Source organism: uncultured Microbacterium sp. (assembly GCF_963524805.1).
Classification (GTDB): Bacteria; Actinomycetota; Actinomycetes; order Actinomycetales; family Microbacteriaceae; genus Microbacterium.
The window spans coordinates 47030-65030 of sequence record NZ_CAURGG010000005.1 but is presented as its reverse complement, the minus strand read 5'-3'; the positions used below and the strand labels follow the sequence as shown (position 1 = coordinate 65030).

The window sequence follows — 18001 nt, the reverse complement described above, 5'->3', positions numbered from 1 at the left end:
ACATTAGACCGCCCGCAGTACGGAGTGTTCGTTGCCGGATGGGTCGATGTCTGCTTACAGTCGGCCCATGCGGGGAAGACCTAAGCGCGATACGAACCACATCAAAGCAACTTGGTCGACTCGCGCGTTCGAGTCGGTTCTACCGGATGAATGGGTCGTGCACTCGCTCGCGGAAGATTACGGAATCGACAGGCGGGTGGAAATCTTTGAGAACGGCGAGACGACCAGCCTCGACTTCAACGTCCAACTGAAGTCAACTTCGAAGGGCAGTGGCGTCAAGCCTTCCAAGTCCATTCGTCGCGAGACGCTCGGTTACTGGGACGACTGGTCGAACCCGACTCTGGTCGTCATCGCCCACAAGCCAACTAAGACTCTTTGGTACCGCTGGTCCCACATGTTGGACTTCGATTCCAATCCAAACACCGCGAGCCGGCTCGTTCGATGCGAGGACGAGCTCACTCCGGAAGCCGCGGCCGGCCTAGTGGACGAGGTTCGGGCGTTCCGGCGAGCGCGCGAACTCTCCAAATACTTTCCCGTCGACGTCTCAATGACCGGCACGCTCTTCTACGGCAAGGATGCCGGAATGTTGAAGACTGCGATCAGTCGGAAGATTCTGACTTTGCGCCCGTACCTGCGGTTGGTACATGGGAAGCCCTCGCTGCCTTACTTCTTCGTACAAATTGAGGATGACCGACTGTATGCAGGGCTCCGCGGGGCAGGCCCCGGCCGGTTGCTGACCTGGGGATTCAATGGCGGCCCGCGACCATACGGAGCTATCGCATCTGATGTCGTGGCCGCCCTAGCCATCGACGCGCTTGGCGTGGGCGCCGACGACCTTGGAATCAAACTGCTCCGCCTATGCATGGACGACTCCGAAATGCTTCCCAGCGCTCTAGCGTTCGGTGGGGTCATGGCGGCGCTAACAAGACGCAATGAGGTTGGCGCTGTGCTCTCCCTCATGCGCCGTACTTACTGCATCGAGGGCAACCCGAATGGCGCTGCCGCGCTCATGGGATTCAACTCAGCTGCCGACGAGGCAAGTCCCGAGCTCCGCCGTAAAGTCGCTCACGAGGTCCGAGACGCTGCCCGGCACTGGCTTCAACCAGCGATGGGACTCTACAACGCAGCCAACATGCTCGACAGTGCTGATGCTGAGGAGTCCATTGCTCTGTACGACGAAGCGGCTGCATCGGACGGCGCTTACCTTCAACGCGGGTACTGGTGGCGTGAGAAGGGCACGTGTTACTGGAATCTCGGTGACGCAGATAACGCGGAGTCCAGCTACCGAGAAGCCGTCAGCCTCGGCGATGCACGCGCACATCCGCTGCTGGCAGATGTCCTCATGCGCAGCGGCCGATATGCCGAATCGATTTCAGAGTTCACGAGAGCCTCAATCGCTGACGAGCCCGGCGACGCCCAATGGCGGCTATCTGCTAAAGCCCTCGACCACATCGTCAACGAACTAGGACTAACGATGCAAGAGCGGGATAGCCTTCTCGCGCCGCCGTTTGAGCCCGTGGATGACCAAAACCCCGAGACGGAGGCGCGGCAGGCTATCGACTCGGATGCGCTCAATGGATGGGCGCACGCAGCGGTGGCTGCGGCTTCAACACGGGAGGGAGAACCGTCATTGATGAGTGCCATCACCGCTGCGGTCTCCATAAACACGGTCCCGGAACTGTGGGTAGGCGTGCTCTACTCCACCGTCGTAGACGAAAGTCTTAGTGAAGGGGAACGCATATCGGTAGCGGCAGACGCAGCGCGGTGTGCGTGGAAGTACTTCGGCGACTCGTTCGCGGACACCATCTACGGCTGGCCGGACATGCCAGACGAGGTTCGTACCAGCATCTTGCAGCTGTTCGAGGACGTCCGGCCACCTCAGCCGACATTCGAGGTTCGGCGCGTCAGCGAGGGCGGCATCGATTCTAAGCACCTCCCTATTGGCCCAGTGCGCCCCTCAAACTGACCGGCGCTTGCGCCCGCGCGCACCCCAAAGCTCCATGAATGGAGCGCGTCATCAAGCATTGCCGCAAGGGTTGCTCGTCAGGGATTACCCCCGGCGTAAAAGTATTCCAGCGAAGCGGAGTTGTACTTGAAGCCGCAGGCATGCATCAAGTCAGCCGCATCTGACGAACCGAGGCCAAACACTCGACTCAACTCGCCTGCGGGCCAGCTCACGCGAGCCTGCACGGCATTGAGCAGGTAGTCGGGGACCGCTCGCTTTCCGTTGCGAAGCCAGTAGTCCGCGTCCCGCCGTGTTTGTCGGTTGCGGCGGGATTCAACCGACCGCCCAACGTCGCGAGCCATCTGTACCGCACCATAGACCTCAAGTAAGGTGCTCATCTGCGGCAGAAAGTCCTCAACAGTCCAGCGCAGGACTTCTTGGAAATCTCCTCCACCGAATCCGCCTGAGCGCAATATGACGGCGGAGTCGTCGGGTCCGATGATGAGCCGCAGCTCGCCCAGAGTCTCAGTCCCACTCAAGACGAGGAATTGAGTATCGGGCGCGCTATCCGAGTCGAAGTCATCGCGCATCGAAAGCGTGAAGCCGGTCACGCCGTCATAGTCGTGCCCACTTGTCCGGAGGGCCTCAACGAGGGCTGTGTGCGCGGAGTCAGAGGGCTGGCCGGCAACCGCAATCTCGTCTATCCGGTGCGACCGGTCACCGAAGACATGCGAAAGAAGGAACGTAATTTTTTCATCGGGCATGCCTCCGAATCTATCGAGCGCTTCCACGGTGTCGCTGCTAAGCGTGGCGAAGCGGCAAGCCCCGCCTAGAGCGTCGCCGCATCACAGCGCTCGACTGTCGTTTCCCTAGAGCGACCGCGATTAGTGCAGTGCAATAGGTTTCGATGTCGCGGTCAGCGACTAGAATGCAAGCATGACCAAGACCAAGCGCGCGCTCGTCTTCGCGCTGTTGACAGGTCTATCGGCGGTTTCATACGTGCAAGCAACGGTTGGCTTCACTATCCAATCCATCGTGCTTTGCTTTGCCGGTCTTGTCTTGGGTCTATTGGCTGCGGTACTGCAAATCCGCTTCAAAAAAAAAGCCTGATTAGCCTCGTTTCTTAAAACGAAGGGCGGTGGAGCAATCTGCCGCCCTTCGCTTATGCCCAACGAGGCCATTCGCCGCAGTGTCGATGGCATGAGTTAGAGTAGGAGGTTTAGTTGGTTCGGTGCGGCAAGCAAGTTAGTTCTAGTCATTGCGTAGTTTCGGGAAGAAGATTTTGGGAACGGCTAATCCTCCACCTGGCTACATAGTCTTGGCGATAACACTCGCCAGAATGACGCGGACAGTCCCGTACCACGTACGACCCTGCCCGGTCGGCACGCTCTCATCTTTCAGCGTGCGGGCGATGCCGTTTAAGCTCGTCCCGCTGCCATGCATGCTCACAACGTGCCGGTACGTCGGTAGGGAGTCCGCTTCTACAGTGCGGCCGAATACCCCATGACGTTCCTTCGTTACCATCCCGCGTTGGCGATAGGACCGGCTTGCGATCGGCTGGATGGCGGCGTAACGGTGCACGAACCCGCTACTCCCTCGACAGTGACCTACCGGTCTCTGTTATACCGCCTCTCGGACCTGGCATGCTGCAGCAGAGCGGTCACAGCGACTTCGGTAGCGCGGCTCGGATCGCCTTCGCACCGATGATCCAGTCCATCCATCCCGGGAGCACGTCATCTGGATCCATATCCGTGGGAAACGCGATGAAGGACCGGGCCGAGCGGATCGTGTGCATATTCACGGCCGCCGCGGCTGCCACGCGTCGCGTTTCGCCGTGATGCAGGTTCAGCGCGAGCCGTGGTGTTAAAGCCACTGTCACGCCCTTCGCGGCCCACAACGGGGTGTTCATCCCGTACATCGCTCCCAAGGGGTCTCGGTCGAAGACGCCTTGCGCGTCTTCGCGTATGCCGAACTGAGCGGCAAACGCGTCCGATACCGCAAGGGACCGATCGGGGTAGCGCATCACGTCCCATCGCATGCCGAGGAGCTGGTGCGTGACGAAGTCCCACTGATCCTTTGGGCGCGCGAGCTCATCATTGCGAATGAACCATGTCTCCAGCACGCTCATGACAGCAACGCGGAGGAGTGAGCTCTGAATGTCGCCAACGGTGTCAGCGAATGGATCCGCATCCTTCGAAATGTGAACCTCACTAGCGATGTACCCAAGAAGTGCGCGGCTCCGCGCACTCTGAAGGCTGGCAAGCCACGCGAGTGGCTCTGCGAGCTCGCGTGGCACCACTGCCATCGCGCTGTCCGCCTCGATCCCTCTGATGGCCGCGCTTGCTTCGCCCTCGATGCTACTCATCGCTTGCTCGAGCGATTCGTGATCACGAGTGCCGTCGAGTCTGGTCAACGTGTGCCCGCCCTTGACATGGCCGATCTCGCGAGGTCGCGCTCGGCGAAGCTGCTCCTCGCGCTCGATCGATAGGTGCCACAAGTACCCGTCAAACGCGAAGCGGTTGAGCAGCATCTGGGGCACGAAGTGATGCTTCTTTGGTTTGGGCACGACGCGGATTCTACGACGAAGTCGCTAGCGCGCCACATCGTAACGACGAAGGCGACGTACGCGGAACCACCGGCTTGCGAGCGGCAACTATTTCTCGCGCGGCGTGTGGGGGGGCGATCCGTTCGCGCGCTCCTTCAGCTCACCGGCCATTTGCATGAGGCGCCTAGACCGCTTTGCTACAAGAGTCCCTGAGCCTCTGCATCCATGCACACGGGTGACTGCAGATATTGGTCGTAGCAAACAGTGTGGAGATAGATCGGTATGTCGGCATCGGGAATCGATGTCACACCGAACACGTCGGGTGAGCCTTGAATCCCCGCAATCCATCCGGCGGCAGTCGAGCAGGCGACGAGCGACTCGAACACCTCGTCGTTGTTGACGGCATCAAGAGGTACGGCGGCGGCCGCCGCGATCGCTTGCTCGCACGTGAGGTCGGTGGAGGGAAGCGCCGATTCTTGAGTCGCTGCAGGATCCGAAGAGCTGCGGTGCGTCGAATTGGAGTCACGCGCCGATGAAGTCGATGTCGGCTCGCCTGACACCGGGACGCCGCCCCCGCCGCTACACCCAGTGATCGTCAACATCGCTAGCAGGATGACCGCGAACACGCGCTTGTGCATGCCACTGAACCTACGGCACGCGATGAAACAGTCGCAGTGCCACGGACTGTCCCGGGTTAAATGTCGCCGGGAATTGCGCACCCCCCCCGGCGGTCCGAGCGCGACAGCTTCGGTCAGCGCCGCAGGTTCGCAAATGGAAGTCTTCCGAAATCGGCGACGAATTGGCTGAGCAGTTCGGACTCGAGGTGAGTGCGGTCGTCGGCACCGGTCTCCTTCCAACCGACGAGCAGTTCGTCACTGTCCGCGAGTTGCCAGATGTAACGCCCGCCCCAATGCCCAACGGGGTAGCCGGCTCCGTGGCGTCGAAACTCATCAAGCCGTTGCGTAGCCCACGGCGGCCAGTCGATCCTGCGCTCGCCTTCCCGATGTAGACGACGAGCGATTTCGGCACCCACGCCGCAGCCAGGGAATCGATTAAGACACTCGGGTCACGCTGGTGGAACCAACCCGCACGACTGGTCTCCTGGAAGGTCGGGGCGGCTTCCGAGGTGCGAAGCACGATGTAGACGCCTGGTGCGGTGGGCACGTGTGCTCGCGGTAGCTGATCGAACGGCACAAACCCTACGAAACCCTGCGCTCGAAGAGCTGGGAGCGACCAACGCTTCGGCCGCGATCCGTTTGCCTCGGAGGCTGCGCGAATGGCGGACCGTAACCCCTCAGCAGCAACTCTTTGCGCGCCCCCGGTCCGGATCACGCCGAGGGTGAGCGAGTGCCAGCCAGCCGCTCGAACAGTTGCCTGCGGGAGCACGTAGAAGTCCCAGAGAGTCACATCCAGCCGGTTGTAATCCTGATGCGTAGTCGACGTTTGGGCGGCGACAGCGTAGACGTCGGAGTGATAGTCAGGGCTCTCCCTCACTGTGTTGGTCTCGGCCGAATTAGCCCGCTGATACAGTCCGCTGAAGGCAACCTTGGATAGCGACCGCTGCGGCCACGCCTGGAGATACGCAGAGGACTTCACGTTTATCGTGATGCCCTCCCACACGAGATCGCGCTCACCCCAGGCGTTCAATGACTCGTGGAGGCCGACCGCCCGAGAAATCAGAAACTCCGCAAGCAAGCCCCGCACCGTGTTTGCCTTCAGATCACTCATCGCGAAACGCCAAAACTCGCCAACGTCGGCATCAAGCCCACTGAATCGCTCGCCACCCTCCAGCGGGGCTACCGGCGGCGGAACAATCGGAAGCAACTCCATCGCGCCAGACTAGGCCGGCCAGGCAACAAGCCGCAGACCATCGGTTGGCGTGCGCTCAAGGACCGGCGTGCGCGAGGTCTAGGCCCAGCTCAGGGCGGACTCAGACATCGTCACGTGCAGTCTTCCTATACGGACTTACCGCTGCACCTCGTGCCGGTGTTGGTTGGGGCACAAGTAGATGTCGACACGGGGCGAATGGCTGAAGCCGGTGGAACCGAGCAATGTGTCCGGGCGGCGCGTGATGCCGCCAGCGGACTTGACGAGCTGAGCCTGCTCGGGACACTTAGTGCATGTCATGTTGGCACGGGGCATGAACCATGACTAGCACATTGAATGTCGCTCGCTGATCGACCGGGTCTGGCGCAAGGACTCGTGCTCGCCCGAGCCGTGGAGGTGGGCAGTAGGGCAGCGACTGGAAGGAGGATAGCCAGCGGCGCCTCGGGGGACGGCATCCGACAGGTTCCGCCGCCGAGTCTGCGTATGCCGTGACTTACCTAGTAGATCTTGGGCGACCGCTCTGAGCGCTTTTGGCGACGTCTCGATCGTGTTGCGTCCCGACCGTCGGCGAATCCACGCTGCGACGACTGGAGTAAACGACCCGTGGGCGCGTTCTGTGGCAGGCATCTTGGCAAACCTCAACAACGGTAGCTACGGCTGACGTCTGCACGGCGGTGCACGGTGAGAGGTCTTTTGCCGTGGCCCGAAGGGCCGACGCGCAGATCGAGGTGCCCGCAGCACCGGACGTCCTCGTGAATGGTTACCTCCATTCCCGGCGGCGACAGCCTCCTAGAAGACGGACCTTCCATGCCGCGCAAGCGTGACCAACGTTGTCGATAGAGTTCGCCCATGCTGCTTCTCGAACAGCCCACCGACCTTTGGGGCGTAGCGATACCGACGTGGCTCGGTGCGGTCGGTTCCATCCTCGCTTCGATAGTCGCCGTCATCGCGATCTTTGTGAGTCGGTCCGCGCAAGGCGGCGTAAAGAACATCGCTGAGGGTTTGAACCGAGACGCGACGACCCCGATCGAGAACACCGACGCTCAGGGAGTTAAGCGGTATGACCTCCAACCATGGGGGGTTATCGCCGGTGATGGCATGAAGCTCGCAGCCTTCCGCAACACCAGTGGCCAACGTGCGACAGTCACACGCATCGACACCGTGGGTGGACTGGACGTCACACTTCGGAAACCGCTGCCGTATGAAGTTCCGGCGAACGGTGGCTTTGAGGTTGTCGTTCACCGCATTCTCGGCGGCGGCGCCGTTCGAGGGATCACGCTCGATTGGGTGAGCGAGGACGGCAGGCCGTCTTCCCGCACGTACTACATTTGACGACCGCCAACCGAACACAGTCTGGTCGGCACGCGCCTGGCGCCTCAAGCGCGCACCGCCCTCGCGCCGACCGGCGATCGCGCGTCATAAGGATGCTTGTACACGCCGAATGTCCCGACGCGGATGATCGGTGGCGCGAGCCAGACTGGGCGACGTGTTGATACTCATCGGTAGAGCGAAAGCGCCCGCGCCCTGGTCATGGGACTGGTGGATGGACGGACTTATCCCGACCGTTGGTGCGATAGGCACATTTGTCGTAGCCGTGGTCGCGCTTCTCATCTCAATTGGTGCAGCACGGCGGGAACGAAAGGAACGCGACCGGAGCCAACGCGCTTCATTCGCAGAATCCGTCTATCGCTTCCTTGACGGACTCTCTGTCGCGCCTCCCCTGGACATACCTGCGCTCGTCATCCAGATCAAGCGACCGCTCGACCAGATTCGTGACGAGGCTGCGGCTGGCCCCGACGGAGCTACGGGCGTCGCGCAATGGGTCACGAGCCAGACGAACGAGGGCGGAAAGCTCATCCTCTCGCCACTCCCGGCAACATCGGAACGGCGGAAGACGGAGATTGAACAAGGGTGGTCAGTCTTCCAGTGGGCAATGCGGCGCCGGGTTCGGGGCTGGGTAACCACAGGCGTACTAAAGCCATACCCGATCTTCAACCCGGAGACCCCCACTCCCACCGCACTCGACTGACGTGCGGACAGCGCCGAGACGCCGGCGCCAGGATCTGGACCGCCCACGGGCCCGCCGGCTTTGTTGAAAAAGATGTTCTCTCCCCTAGGGTCACTCATAGCGAATGTCCGCCGAGGCAACCGGCGCGCATACCACGAACCCCGACTGGCGCTTCCGTGCATGGCACGCCGCGCGACCAGCTTGTGGTCTCGGCGCGACCCCGAGGCCCTGAGAGCTCGCGTCCGACGCGCGAGCTTGGCCAGGCTTCCTGGACCATCAGCGCTGAAGCGGCCAGTCACGGTCGCTCCCACTTCGCGGCGGTGGTTCGCCACACCGGTAGGCAACGACGATCAACCAAGACGACGGACGTACCGTTCCTGACGCGTGTGGCAGCAGTCGTGCGATCCATGCCCCCATAGCATTGGGGGCATGTCATGTCCGTTCTAGGACCTCCACCAGGACCAGTTCGAACGCCTCGTCGTCGAGTGCTCACGCTTCCTCTTCGGTGCCGGAGTACAGGAGTTCGCGAAGGGGCCGGACGGCCGGCGGGATGCGCGTTTCCACGGCGTGGCTGAGCGGTTCCCTAGCACTGCTGGCCATCGGGGTGGGATCACCGTGATACAGGCCAAGCACACGAACTCGCTCAACGCTCACTTTGCCGAGGGCTCATCCAGCGGCGCCAAGAAGAGCTCCGTGCTTTCAGAAGAGATCTCGAAAATCAGTGCGCTCGTGGACGCGAACGAGTGCGATAACTGCTTGTTGGTGTCTAGTCGCCGGCTTGGAGGAAGGACCGCGCCGCTCACCACTCGACGAACCTCCAACGACGCAGGCCTCTCCATGGATCACGTGAGCCTAATGGGAGTCGAGCCGTTGTCGTCTCTCCTTCGCGAAAGAGCCGATCTGATCAAGCTCGCAGGAATCACTTTTTCAGGTGGTTCACTCCTGGTTTCGAGCTACGAGATTGCCCAGATCATCCTGGCGGTGGGCGCTGGTCTCGCGGACGACAACGTGGCCGAGGAGCTCGCGGTGACGTCGCGTGTCTCATACGCCGAAAAGAACCGCTCCAACCAGGTGAGCGTCGACTTCGCCAAGGAGCTGAGCGACCGTTACTTGTCCTACACCCCTGCTATTCACGCCTTCCTCGCGGATCCAATGAACGCGGACGCCAAGGACTTGTATGACGCCGCGGTCGAGGACTTTCAGCTGAAGATCTTGGCTGCCTATGACAGGCGGTCGGCGACGGGCGGCGCCGCATACCGTCTCGAACTTGTGGGTAGCCCTGTGAAGGATCACGCGCTGGTGCTCGCGGCGGAGGAGCTTGGTAGCTTTGCCGCTTCATCTCCACTGACCCAATATCTCCGTCTGACCCAATAGCGAGTAACGAGTGGCAACGGAGGCGCTTGAGGTCCTGGTTGGCAACGCACCGTCGCATCAGCGAGTTGTGATGCGTCCAAGGCTTCCCACACCTCGGAAGGGTCGGAGCGGTCCGGGGCATCTATGCCGCCACTTGAAGGCGCCGCATGGTTCCAGAAGCACAGGCGCAGCTTGCGTTAGCCTCGGGAACCATGGAGTTAGCAGGCTTGTGGGTCGCGCTCGTTTCGGCATTAGCGGCTGTCGCCGCGTCGGTATTTGCCTTTCTCCAGGCGAAGGCAGCGATCGACGCACGAAGAGATGCCGTGGCTGCCGAGGGCGGGGCCACGGCAGCCAGCATCGCTGCGCTCGCAGCGCAAATCGAGGCAAATCGGATTGCACGCGAATCACGCGAGAGCGCGGAAAGCCGATTCCAGCTAGAGCTGAAGCGTGACAGACGAGCGCTCCAAGCCGATCTCACTGATTGGTTCAGAGGGTTGAGTAGGACCGCGCCCGAACAAGCTCAACGCGACGAGCCACGATTGCGAGCGCGCATTGAGGAAGACGCGGTAGCTCAAGGATTCGGCGAAATCCTGGATGCGATGCGTTGGGCGCGCGCCATGCACGACGGAACTTACGCTCGAGTTAACTCAGATGGGATCACTGAACGGCAGGCGCACAATCTGCGCGTCATCGTCAAGCGTCGTTTTCGTCAGTTCGTCTCCACTTGGGTGGATGATCGCGCCAAAGGGGCCGCGCTGATCCATGGATACACAAGGAAGGGGTGGGGAGCACTTCTTCAAGAACCAGGCTGGACCGAGAGCTCCGCCAATTCCGAGACCGGTGCCGTTGCGACGGTCACGGCTCTGCAGCCGGAAGATGCCTGGTCTTCACTCCCTGATGAGCCGCCGACCGTTCAGTCCGCTCGATGAGTGGCAGGGTCGCCACCCATTTCCAGATCAGCGGTGGGCGACCGGCTTTCGGCCAGCCGCCAGATACATTCAACCAGCCGAGCGGGCCAACTCAATGCGCCCCCGATAGTCACCGTCAGCCATCAGATTTACGAGGTTGATTGAAGCATCATCGTCCCCGGCGAGGACGTCGACCCGCTTGCCTTCGAATCGAATCTCAATCGGACCGTCGTACGCAAGTTGGCTCTCGCCGCCCCGGTCGTACCCTGTCCGCTTCGCCCAGTCCTTGAAGAAGCGAGCTTGCACGAGCGACTCGCTTTCGCGAAGGCCGCCCGCAGCTGCGACGAGAGCCCCATCCACAGTCTTGCGGATAACTTCGAGAAGGCGGTGCACTGTCAACGGGCTGAGGTCAGCTTCGGGGTCGAGGAAATCTGCGAGGCTTCGTGGATGCTGGCCAAGAACATAGTGCCTATTCCCATACCCATCGGCGATCTCCTGTTCTGTTGCGGGACCGTCATCGATGATGGCTAGAAGTCGTTCTTCAAGCGCTCTAGCGTTCTCACGGGTCGCGAAGGTGCCGTATCCGTGTGCGTATGTGTTCCGCAGCTCTGATATCGCGTCCAACCCCAGCCCATCGATGTTGTAGGGATTCCGGAGCGCTGTGTTGTAGAACTGGAGTGCATTAGCCCTTGTCCAAGCTTTGCCGTTGGTAAACACGATGCCCTCGGCGTCAGTGAAGAACAGCGCTGCCATCTTGGCAAGCGTGAGCTCAGCAAGTGCGACGCCTCGAACGAGGACCATCAGCCCTAGGTGCTGGGCGGCGAGCAAGGAGTCGGCCCCAACCGCTTGTTCCGCTTCCCAGTAGACGTCACCGGGATCGTAATTCTCGGGGTCCAGCGTCTGCTCGGCCACTTCGATCGCTTGGATGTAGGCAGCCGCGATCGCGTTGATGTGCGCGCGATGAAAGCCGACGAGTTGCTGAAATTCGTACTCAAAAGGCTGTCCAACTCGGTCGTGAATCGTCCGGTACCAGGGTCCCATATCCGCGACGGTCAGGATTCTAGGCGGTCATGCTTCCGGGGGTTCCAGTGTGACCCACTCGGCGCGCAGCGCGCCCTCAAGGACCGAGTTCGGGAGAGCAATGGCTGCGGGGCCACTCATGGTCGCGTACCGCGGACACCTCATCGAGGAAGCTCGGCCATTCCGCCGGTGGGGCACGTAGCCTCGCTAGGCTGCCTCGGCGGCAGTCGACGGTCGACCGACCAGCTGGACTCAACTGGTTGCCGTCCCCGGCACAGCGACGGGCCACCGATACTGCTGCCGCAGTCGAGAGCTTCGTCGTGTCCGCCACACGGTAGTTTGCAGGGATGGGCAAGAATGACTGGTATTGGGACCGGCGCGACGAGCGTTTGCCGTATAAGCCCTTCTGTCTGGAGTGTCGCAGGTCGATGGACTTCGACGGCAAGCGCTGGACCTGCTCACGGTGCGAGAACGTGGTTATGGCGTCTTGGGTAGACGAAGTTCCTGCACCCGAGGCTCAGGAGTAGTGCTCGCAGTTTAGTGGGTGCCGCGCTGCAGATCGCCCAGACCTCCGCTGTCACGAGCCCATCGTGGTAGGCAGGCTCGAACAGCGGCGCGTCACCCCACGCCTTGGTCTTGTGCGCGATCCCTTATGAGCACCGTCCACAACACGAGTGACCAACCGCTCGACTGAGGTCAGGATTCTGATGCTTAGAGGGTGCCCGACTGATCGGGTGGGCCGCTATGGTCGGCCCATGCGGAAAAGCGATGAGACCGGCATTAGCTGACCCAGCCGCTCAAGGCTCTTGTGGATTGCGTTCGCGATCGGACTAGTGCTCATTGGTCTCGGAGTGATAGCCGTCTTCTTCACCGCCAATGACGGCGGATCGGAGGCACTCCTCGCATCGGGAGCGTTGCTGGTTGCGGTGAGCCTCATCGGCGATCGCATAGACAGTTTCGAAGCGGCCGGGGTAAAAGTCTCTCTTCGTGCTTCGGCCGAAAGAGCACTAAGGGACGCGATCGAGGCTGAAGCCGCTGGCGACTTCGAGCGCGCCGATGCACTGCGGTTGCGGGCGGACGCTCTTCTCTCGACGGTTCAGAACCTCTCCGACAGATACGAGGAGGTGAGGAGCGTCCAGAGCAAAAGTGGCGGTCGAACGATTGGCCTTGGAGCGGTTAGTCACCGAGGTCAAGACTCTCGCCTACAGACCAGAGACGAGCGCGGATGGCGTTGAGTTCCGCTTCAACACAGGGCGCGCGGGAAACAGAGTTAGTGCGCTCGCAATCATGGACGAAAGGCCGCACAATGCGTCCGCGTCCGTGATCCGAGATGTGCTGACCGGTCCTCAATCTGCCTTCGAGATGTACACCGCCCTGAGCGCCGCGCATTCGTACTTGGCGTCCGGGTTGCCGTCTCGAGCCGACCAGGACTCGATCGTGACAGTCATTCGCACAAAGCTAGAAGGTGGGCGCCTCGGTGCACCCGACTCAGATCGAGTGGCCCTCGCAACGGAAATCATCCGCCGGTTCAGTACCGCTGGCTAGCTCGTGACTGAACGGCCCTAAGCCTCAGCCGGCCAAGTAACCCCGGCCGGCCGGGCGCTCAGAAGCGGACGACAGGCCGGTGTCGCGATCGAGCTTCCGTCAGGCGTCGACACCGAAGGCGCGGAGCAGCGGGACGCGGGGGATCATCTGGCGCGGGCCGAGCTGCACCGTGGGAATGGTTCCGTTCTCGATGCCGAGCTTGATCGTGCGGTAGTCGACGCCGACGAGTTTCGCGGCGTCCTTCATTGTCAGTGCGAGTGAGGTGGATGACGTGCTCATGACATTCTCCTTCGGTGGGCAACTAATGACATCGCTTGCTCACGAACTGTACACCCATGAATGCCCGATGTCATCGCTTGCTCAGAGCCGAGCCAACTGACACACTCGCAGCATGCCCGAACTCATCATCGAACAGGTCGACACGGAGATCATCGATGCGGGGGACGGCGTTCACATCCCGCGTTCGTGGAGCGCGGTCGTGACGGGCCTTCCTGAGATTCCGGGTGTGGTCCGTGCGCGGATCGTGTACGACCCCGTATTGCGGCGCGCGGTGGCTGAGTCGGTTCGGGTCGACCGCGACGGGCTGGGGGACGAGGTGACCACGACGCTGCTGCGCGACATCCGTGTGCAGGCGATCGTGCAGTGGGCTGCGAGTCGCGTCGTTCGCATCGACCGTGATGGGGGAGGCCCCGAATCGTACAGCGAGTACATCACGCGCCTGCGCACTGAGGAAGGGCGCTCAGAAGAGCAGAACCTGCGTGAGGCGGTCAGACTGTATCGACTCGGGTCGGTGATCAACGACGGACCGCTCAAGCTCGTCTCAGAGGAGATCGGCGTCAGCATCAGCACGGCGACGCGAATGATGAATCGCGCCCGCGTCGCCGGCCTTGTCGATGAGGAGACCGGGCGTGAGGTCTATGTCCAGGCCCGGGAACAGCAGCTTCGCGAGCAGGCCACGGGACCCATGGTTGGCCCGGGGTCATCCGGTCCGTCGATCGGCCGCTGATCACCGAATCTCGACGGTCCGGTAGCGCCTTGCGGACGTTGGAGGTGCCCCACCGCTCTATAAGGCGATTTGGGCACTTCTGGCGTTCTGTGCCCAGATGCTGATCAATGTGCTCAACTTTCGCGGTGTTTACGGATGCGGGCAAGAACGAGTCCTGCGAATGCCCGATCTAGCCCCGGAAACGCGCGGTTTTTTTGCCCGCAATTTGCCCGCATCCCATCTGAAGCTAGGTGTTTTTGCATGTTTCGCGATGCGGTCGAACTCTCGAAAACCCCCGTAATTCCGCGGAAGTTGCCGCTAGATGTAGCTATTGAAAACGCGCCGATTCGGATTCGAGTCCCTCCAGGGGCATGACTCAACAAGCCGAAGCAAATCCTTCAATCCCGCCCGCCTGACCGGTGACCACGATGACGGCCTACCTACACGTTGCCCTTCTTGCGTGCCTGTACCTGCAGGCCTCCTCCCGGCCGCGGCGCAAGCGTGAACATCTCCGTCGCCTTGACGAGGTCGGAAAGCTTGGCGTAGCCCCAGTTCCGAGGGTCGAAGTCGGGCTGCTGCTTGCGCATCAGCGATCCGACCGCAGAAAGATTTGCCCAGCCATCCTCACCAGACGCGGTCACAACACAGGCTCGCAAGCCGCCCACCAACTTTGCGTCGCCGCGCAGCTTCGGAGATTCGACGCGACGCGGCGGGATTGACGGTGTCTCCGTGGCGGGCTCCGAGAGAACCTCGAGGTAGGTGAATTGATCGCACGCGTTTCGAAACGCCTCCGGCGTCTTGCGCTCCCCAAACCCGTAGACCGTGACTCCTTCTTCACGGATTCGGGATGCGAGCCGAGTGAAGTCACTGTCGGACGAGACGATGCAGAACCCGTTGAACCGGCGGGTGTAGAGCAAGTCCATGGCGTCGATGATCAAGGCGCTGTCTGTCGCATTCTTGCCGACGGTATTCGCGAATTGTTGTATCGGTGAGATGACGTGTTGGCTCGCGACCGTTTTCCAACTGCCAAGTTGCGGTGTTGTCCAGTCGCCGTAGATGCGCTTCACAGAGGCGGTGCCGAAGCGGGCGACTTCGGTGAGCACGGCGCCGATCTTGGAAGGCGGCACGTTGTCCGCGTCGATGAGGACCGCAAGGAGGTCGTTGGTCTGCGCCATGCCGCAAGCATGGCAGGCGGCATGGTTGGGCTAGGTACGTGCTGCTCTGACGCGGTCCTCCTAGACTCGCCCCGTGACCGAAGACACCGGCGACGCGAATGTGCGCGAGATGCGTCTGCGGTACGCCGGACGTTGCCGGCTCTGTGGCGCCGAGCTTCAGGCAGGTACGTTGGCGGTGCACGAGCGCTCTCGCCGGACCGTTCGCTGTATCGAGTGCACGGAATCCACCGCGAGGACAGACGGCGACACCAGCCCGGGCGATGGTCCTGTCGGTCCAGTCAGCGTGGCTCGCAATGCCGTAGTTGCAACGGAACCGTTCACGGCTGATCGCGCAGATGCTCCTGACAATCTGAGGTTGCGTGCGCCGGCCTCCGCCGTCATCACGGAACTGCTCCGCATACAGTCGAGCGCTCCGCCTCGCTCTGCATCCGCTCGCTTGTTCGGACGAACACCGCTCACGGAAGAGAGCCAGTCATGGTTCCGCGGTGCGATTGGTGAACTGGAGGTGGGGCGCCTGCTCGACAGGCTTGACGACTCTTGGTTCGTGATCCACGCAGTGCCGATCGGAACGGCGGGAAGCGACATCGACCATCTCGTCATCGGGCCCGGCGGCGTATTCACTATCAACACCAAGCACCACGCGGGGATGAAGATCTGGGTGGCCAGCAGACGGCTCTTGGTGAGTGGCCAGCGAACAGATCACCTGCGAAACGCGGCGTTCGAGGCCAAGCGCGTCGCGAAGGTGTTCGCTCGGGCGACAGGTGTCCCGATCGAAGTGACACCGATTGTCGCTATTGTTGCGGCGCGAAGCATCACCGTACGCGAGCGTCCCGCGGACGTCGTCGTGCTCACCTCGGATCAGCTTGTTCGCTGGCTGCAGCGCCGCCTGAAGGTCGTCGGCGCGGACCGAGCGGCGCAGCTGGCCGAAGCCGCGCTCAATCCATCGACGTGGGGTGATCTCTCTGTGCCGGCTGCAGATCTTGTGGCATTCGCAACGCTCCGGGCCAGTGTCGACTCGGCCAGAGCGCGCCGCCGGATGTGGGCGCTGCTTGCCCTGCTCAGCCCTATGGCCGTCATTGCAGCGAGCGTCCTCGCCCTCTCTCGCTGAACCGACCGAGCCTTGTCAACGCTCGTGTGAGTACAAAGCTGCAGCACCGTCAGCACGCGCATGCTCGAGGCGATCGCGTAGCTCCGTCATGAAGCCGCGAAGAGACGTTGCGGTGCCGAGGTTCGTGACCGACCCGTCGTCGGCTTACTGGTCCTCGTCGAAGGTGATGTACGCCTCGGGCGCGGTCATCTGCCGCTCCACCGACTCAGAAGACGCCTCAGGCGCGAGGCGCCCCGGTGCTCCCGCGGACGACGAGGTCGACCGGAACGATCAGATCCTCCGCGGGGAGCGGCAGCGGAGTACCCGCCCGCACGGCGTCGATCCCACGGACCAGCGCGCGAGCAGCGGCGCGTCCCTTGGCGACGAAGTCCTGCCGCACCGTGGTGAGGGGAGGTCTGACCGCCGTGGCGAGCCAGCTGTCGTCGTACCCCACCACCGACAGATCTTCAGGCACGGCGAGGCCGGCGGACTGCGCCGCGGAGATGATGGCCGCGGCCATGAGGTCGGAGAAGCAGATGATGGCGTGCGGGCGGTCCGGATCGGCCACGATGGCCGCCGCGCCCGGTGCGATGACGTGGTCGTAGTTGTCCTTCACATGGAAGACCCGAAGAGGCAGGCCCGCGGCATCCATCGTCTGCAGCACGCCGCGAAGACGCTCATCGGCGACGTGGTTGTCGAGCCGCGCGCGAGGATCGTCGTTCCATTCGAAACCCTCCTGTGACGGATCCATGGTGAAGACGGCGATGTCGGTGTGCCCGAGATCGATCAGGTGCTGGGCTGCCAGGCGGCCCCCCGCGCGCTCGTCGAGGCGGATCGAGGTGCCCGTGGGTTCGGGCTCGCGATCGACGGACACGATCGGCAGGTTGCGGCGCTGCAGCCACTTGACCGACTCGGCGTCGCCCGCGCACGCGTAGATCAGGGCGGCGTCGATGGGAAGGTCGCGGGCCGCGGAGCGTTCGCCGATCGTGTCGGCGGGGATGAGCGAGACGGCGAGACCGGTGGGTGCCAACTCCTCGGCGACGGCGCCGAAGAATGCGGCGGCGACCGGGTCCAGGAAGGCGTTGCCGAGCGATTCCGTCAGGACGACGCCGACGGCGCCGGCACTGCCGCGGGCCAGTGCGCGCCCTGCTGGGTCGGGCCCGGAGTATCCGAGTTCCGCCGCGGTGGCGAGCACCCGTTCGCGCAGGGCGGGGGAGAGCTGGTCGGGGCGCGAGAACGCATTGGAGACGGTCATGCGGCTGACGCCCACGGCGTCGGCGACGGTCTGCAAGGTCACCCGACCCACCTGCTCACCGCCTTCCGATCCGCTCCCCACCATAACCCGGGGAGTGATCTGGCCGGCGGCGGAGCCGTCGTCGGCGCGACGGGAGTCAGCGGCCACGCGACTCCGGCGCCGGACGGTGGAACGCGGCCACGAGGGAGTCCGGCACGACACCCAGCCGCCAGGTCTCGCCGTGGTGCTCGGAGTCACGTTCGTTCAGCCCGCCGCGAGCGATCTCGCGGGTGGGGATGACTCCCAGGATGGAGAAGAACTGCGGGTCCATGATGCACCTGCTCTCGAGTCGGAAAGGTTCTGTACCGA

General features: G+C 62.5%; 16 protein-coding genes. 7 read left to right on the top strand and 9 right to left on the bottom strand.

The features are described 5' to 3' along the window. The first annotated feature begins 67 nt into the window (after positions 1-67). On the top strand, positions 68-1966 hold the full coding sequence (locus RWQ91_RS11260) for a DUF4365 domain-containing protein (RefSeq protein ID WP_314506017.1): 1899 nt from the start codon (positions 68-70) through the stop codon (positions 1964-1966). Positions 1967-2043: 77 nt separating this feature from the next. Here the strand turns inward: RWQ91_RS11260 and RWQ91_RS11255 are convergent, their stop codons facing one another. Further along, complete coding sequence (locus tag RWQ91_RS11255) at positions 2044-2709, bottom strand: hypothetical protein (protein WP_314506015.1); 666 nt, start codon at positions 2707-2709, stop codon at positions 2044-2046. Positions 2710-2881: 172 nt separating this feature from the next. Between RWQ91_RS11255 and RWQ91_RS11250 the strand changes: the two genes are divergently transcribed. Next, positions 2882-3055 (top strand): hypothetical protein, encoded by a 174-nt coding sequence (locus RWQ91_RS11250; protein ID WP_314506013.1) that lies wholly within the window; start codon positions 2882-2884, stop codon positions 3053-3055. A 550-nt stretch (positions 3056-3605) separates the two neighbouring features. Here RWQ91_RS11250 and RWQ91_RS11245 read toward each other — a convergent pair. From RWQ91_RS11245 to RWQ91_RS11235, 3 genes are all read right to left on the bottom strand, one after another. Continuing rightward, positions 3606-4511, bottom strand: coding sequence for a DUF4238 domain-containing protein (locus RWQ91_RS11245; protein ID WP_314506011.1), 906 nt, complete (start codon positions 4509-4511; stop codon positions 3606-3608). A gap of 176 nt (positions 4512-4687) precedes the next feature. After that, positions 4688-5128 (bottom strand): hypothetical protein, encoded by a 441-nt coding sequence (locus RWQ91_RS11240; protein WP_314506010.1) that lies wholly within the window; start codon positions 5126-5128, stop codon positions 4688-4690. A gap of 113 nt (positions 5129-5241) precedes the next feature. Then, the gene (locus tag RWQ91_RS11235; RefSeq protein ID WP_314506009.1) at positions 5242-5523 is read right to left on the bottom strand and encodes a hypothetical protein; all 282 of its coding nucleotides are present in this window, start codon (positions 5521-5523) and stop codon (positions 5242-5244) included. Between the two features lie 1643 nt (positions 5524-7166). On the opposite strand from RWQ91_RS11235, the gene RWQ91_RS11230 reads away from it, so the two are divergent. The 3 genes from RWQ91_RS11230 (at position 7167) to RWQ91_RS11220 (ending at position 10607) form a co-directional block, all read left to right on the top strand. Further along, on the top strand, positions 7167-7649 hold the full coding sequence (locus RWQ91_RS11230; protein ID WP_314506007.1) for a hypothetical protein: 483 nt from the start codon (positions 7167-7169) through the stop codon (positions 7647-7649). Between the two features lie 1291 nt (positions 7650-8940). Further along, positions 8941-9699, top strand: a complete 759-nt coding sequence (locus tag RWQ91_RS11225; RefSeq protein WP_314506005.1) for an ABC-three component system protein — start codon at positions 8941-8943, stop codon at positions 9697-9699. A 146-nt stretch (positions 9700-9845) separates the two neighbouring features. Then, positions 9846-10607: a hypothetical protein gene (locus RWQ91_RS11220; protein WP_314506004.1), complete on the top strand. Its 762-nt coding sequence runs from the start codon at positions 9846-9848 to the stop codon at positions 10605-10607. A gap of 69 nt (positions 10608-10676) precedes the next feature. Here RWQ91_RS11220 and RWQ91_RS11215 read toward each other — a convergent pair whose 3' ends face one another. Together RWQ91_RS11215 and RWQ91_RS11210 are read right to left on the bottom strand one after the other, a co-directional pair. Next, positions 10677-11627: a hypothetical protein gene (locus RWQ91_RS11215; RefSeq protein ID WP_314506002.1), complete on the bottom strand. Its 951-nt coding sequence runs from the start codon at positions 11625-11627 to the stop codon at positions 10677-10679. Positions 11628-13250: 1623 nt separating this feature from the next. Continuing rightward, the gene (locus RWQ91_RS11210; protein WP_314506000.1) at positions 13251-13430 is read right to left on the bottom strand and encodes a DNA-binding protein; all 180 of its coding nucleotides are present in this window, start codon (positions 13428-13430) and stop codon (positions 13251-13253) included. A 112-nt stretch (positions 13431-13542) separates the two neighbouring features. On the opposite strand from RWQ91_RS11210, the gene RWQ91_RS11205 reads away from it, so the two are divergent. Continuing rightward, on the top strand, positions 13543-14157 hold the full coding sequence (locus RWQ91_RS11205) for a hypothetical protein (protein WP_314505999.1): 615 nt from the start codon (positions 13543-13545) through the stop codon (positions 14155-14157). 419 nt (positions 14158-14576) lie between these two features. Here the strand turns inward: RWQ91_RS11205 and RWQ91_RS11200 are convergent, their stop codons facing one another. After that, positions 14577-15311, bottom strand: a complete 735-nt coding sequence (locus tag RWQ91_RS11200) for an NYN domain-containing protein (protein WP_314505997.1) — start codon at positions 15309-15311, stop codon at positions 14577-14579. A 73-nt stretch (positions 15312-15384) separates the two neighbouring features. Here RWQ91_RS11200 and RWQ91_RS11195 point away from each other — a divergent pair, with 73 nt between their 5' ends. After that, positions 15385-16419, top strand: coding sequence for a nuclease-related domain-containing protein (locus RWQ91_RS11195; protein WP_314505995.1), 1035 nt, complete (start codon positions 15385-15387; stop codon positions 16417-16419). Positions 16420-16636: 217 nt separating this feature from the next. Here RWQ91_RS11195 and RWQ91_RS11190 read toward each other — a convergent pair whose 3' ends face one another. Further along, on the bottom strand, positions 16637-17695 hold the full coding sequence (locus RWQ91_RS11190) for a LacI family DNA-binding transcriptional regulator (RefSeq protein WP_314505993.1): 1059 nt from the start codon (positions 17693-17695) through the stop codon (positions 16637-16639). Between the two features lie 94 nt (positions 17696-17789). Then, positions 17790-17963, bottom strand: coding sequence for a hypothetical protein (locus tag RWQ91_RS11185; protein ID WP_314505991.1), 174 nt, complete (start codon positions 17961-17963; stop codon positions 17790-17792). Between the last annotated feature and the right edge of the window lie 38 nt (positions 17964-18001).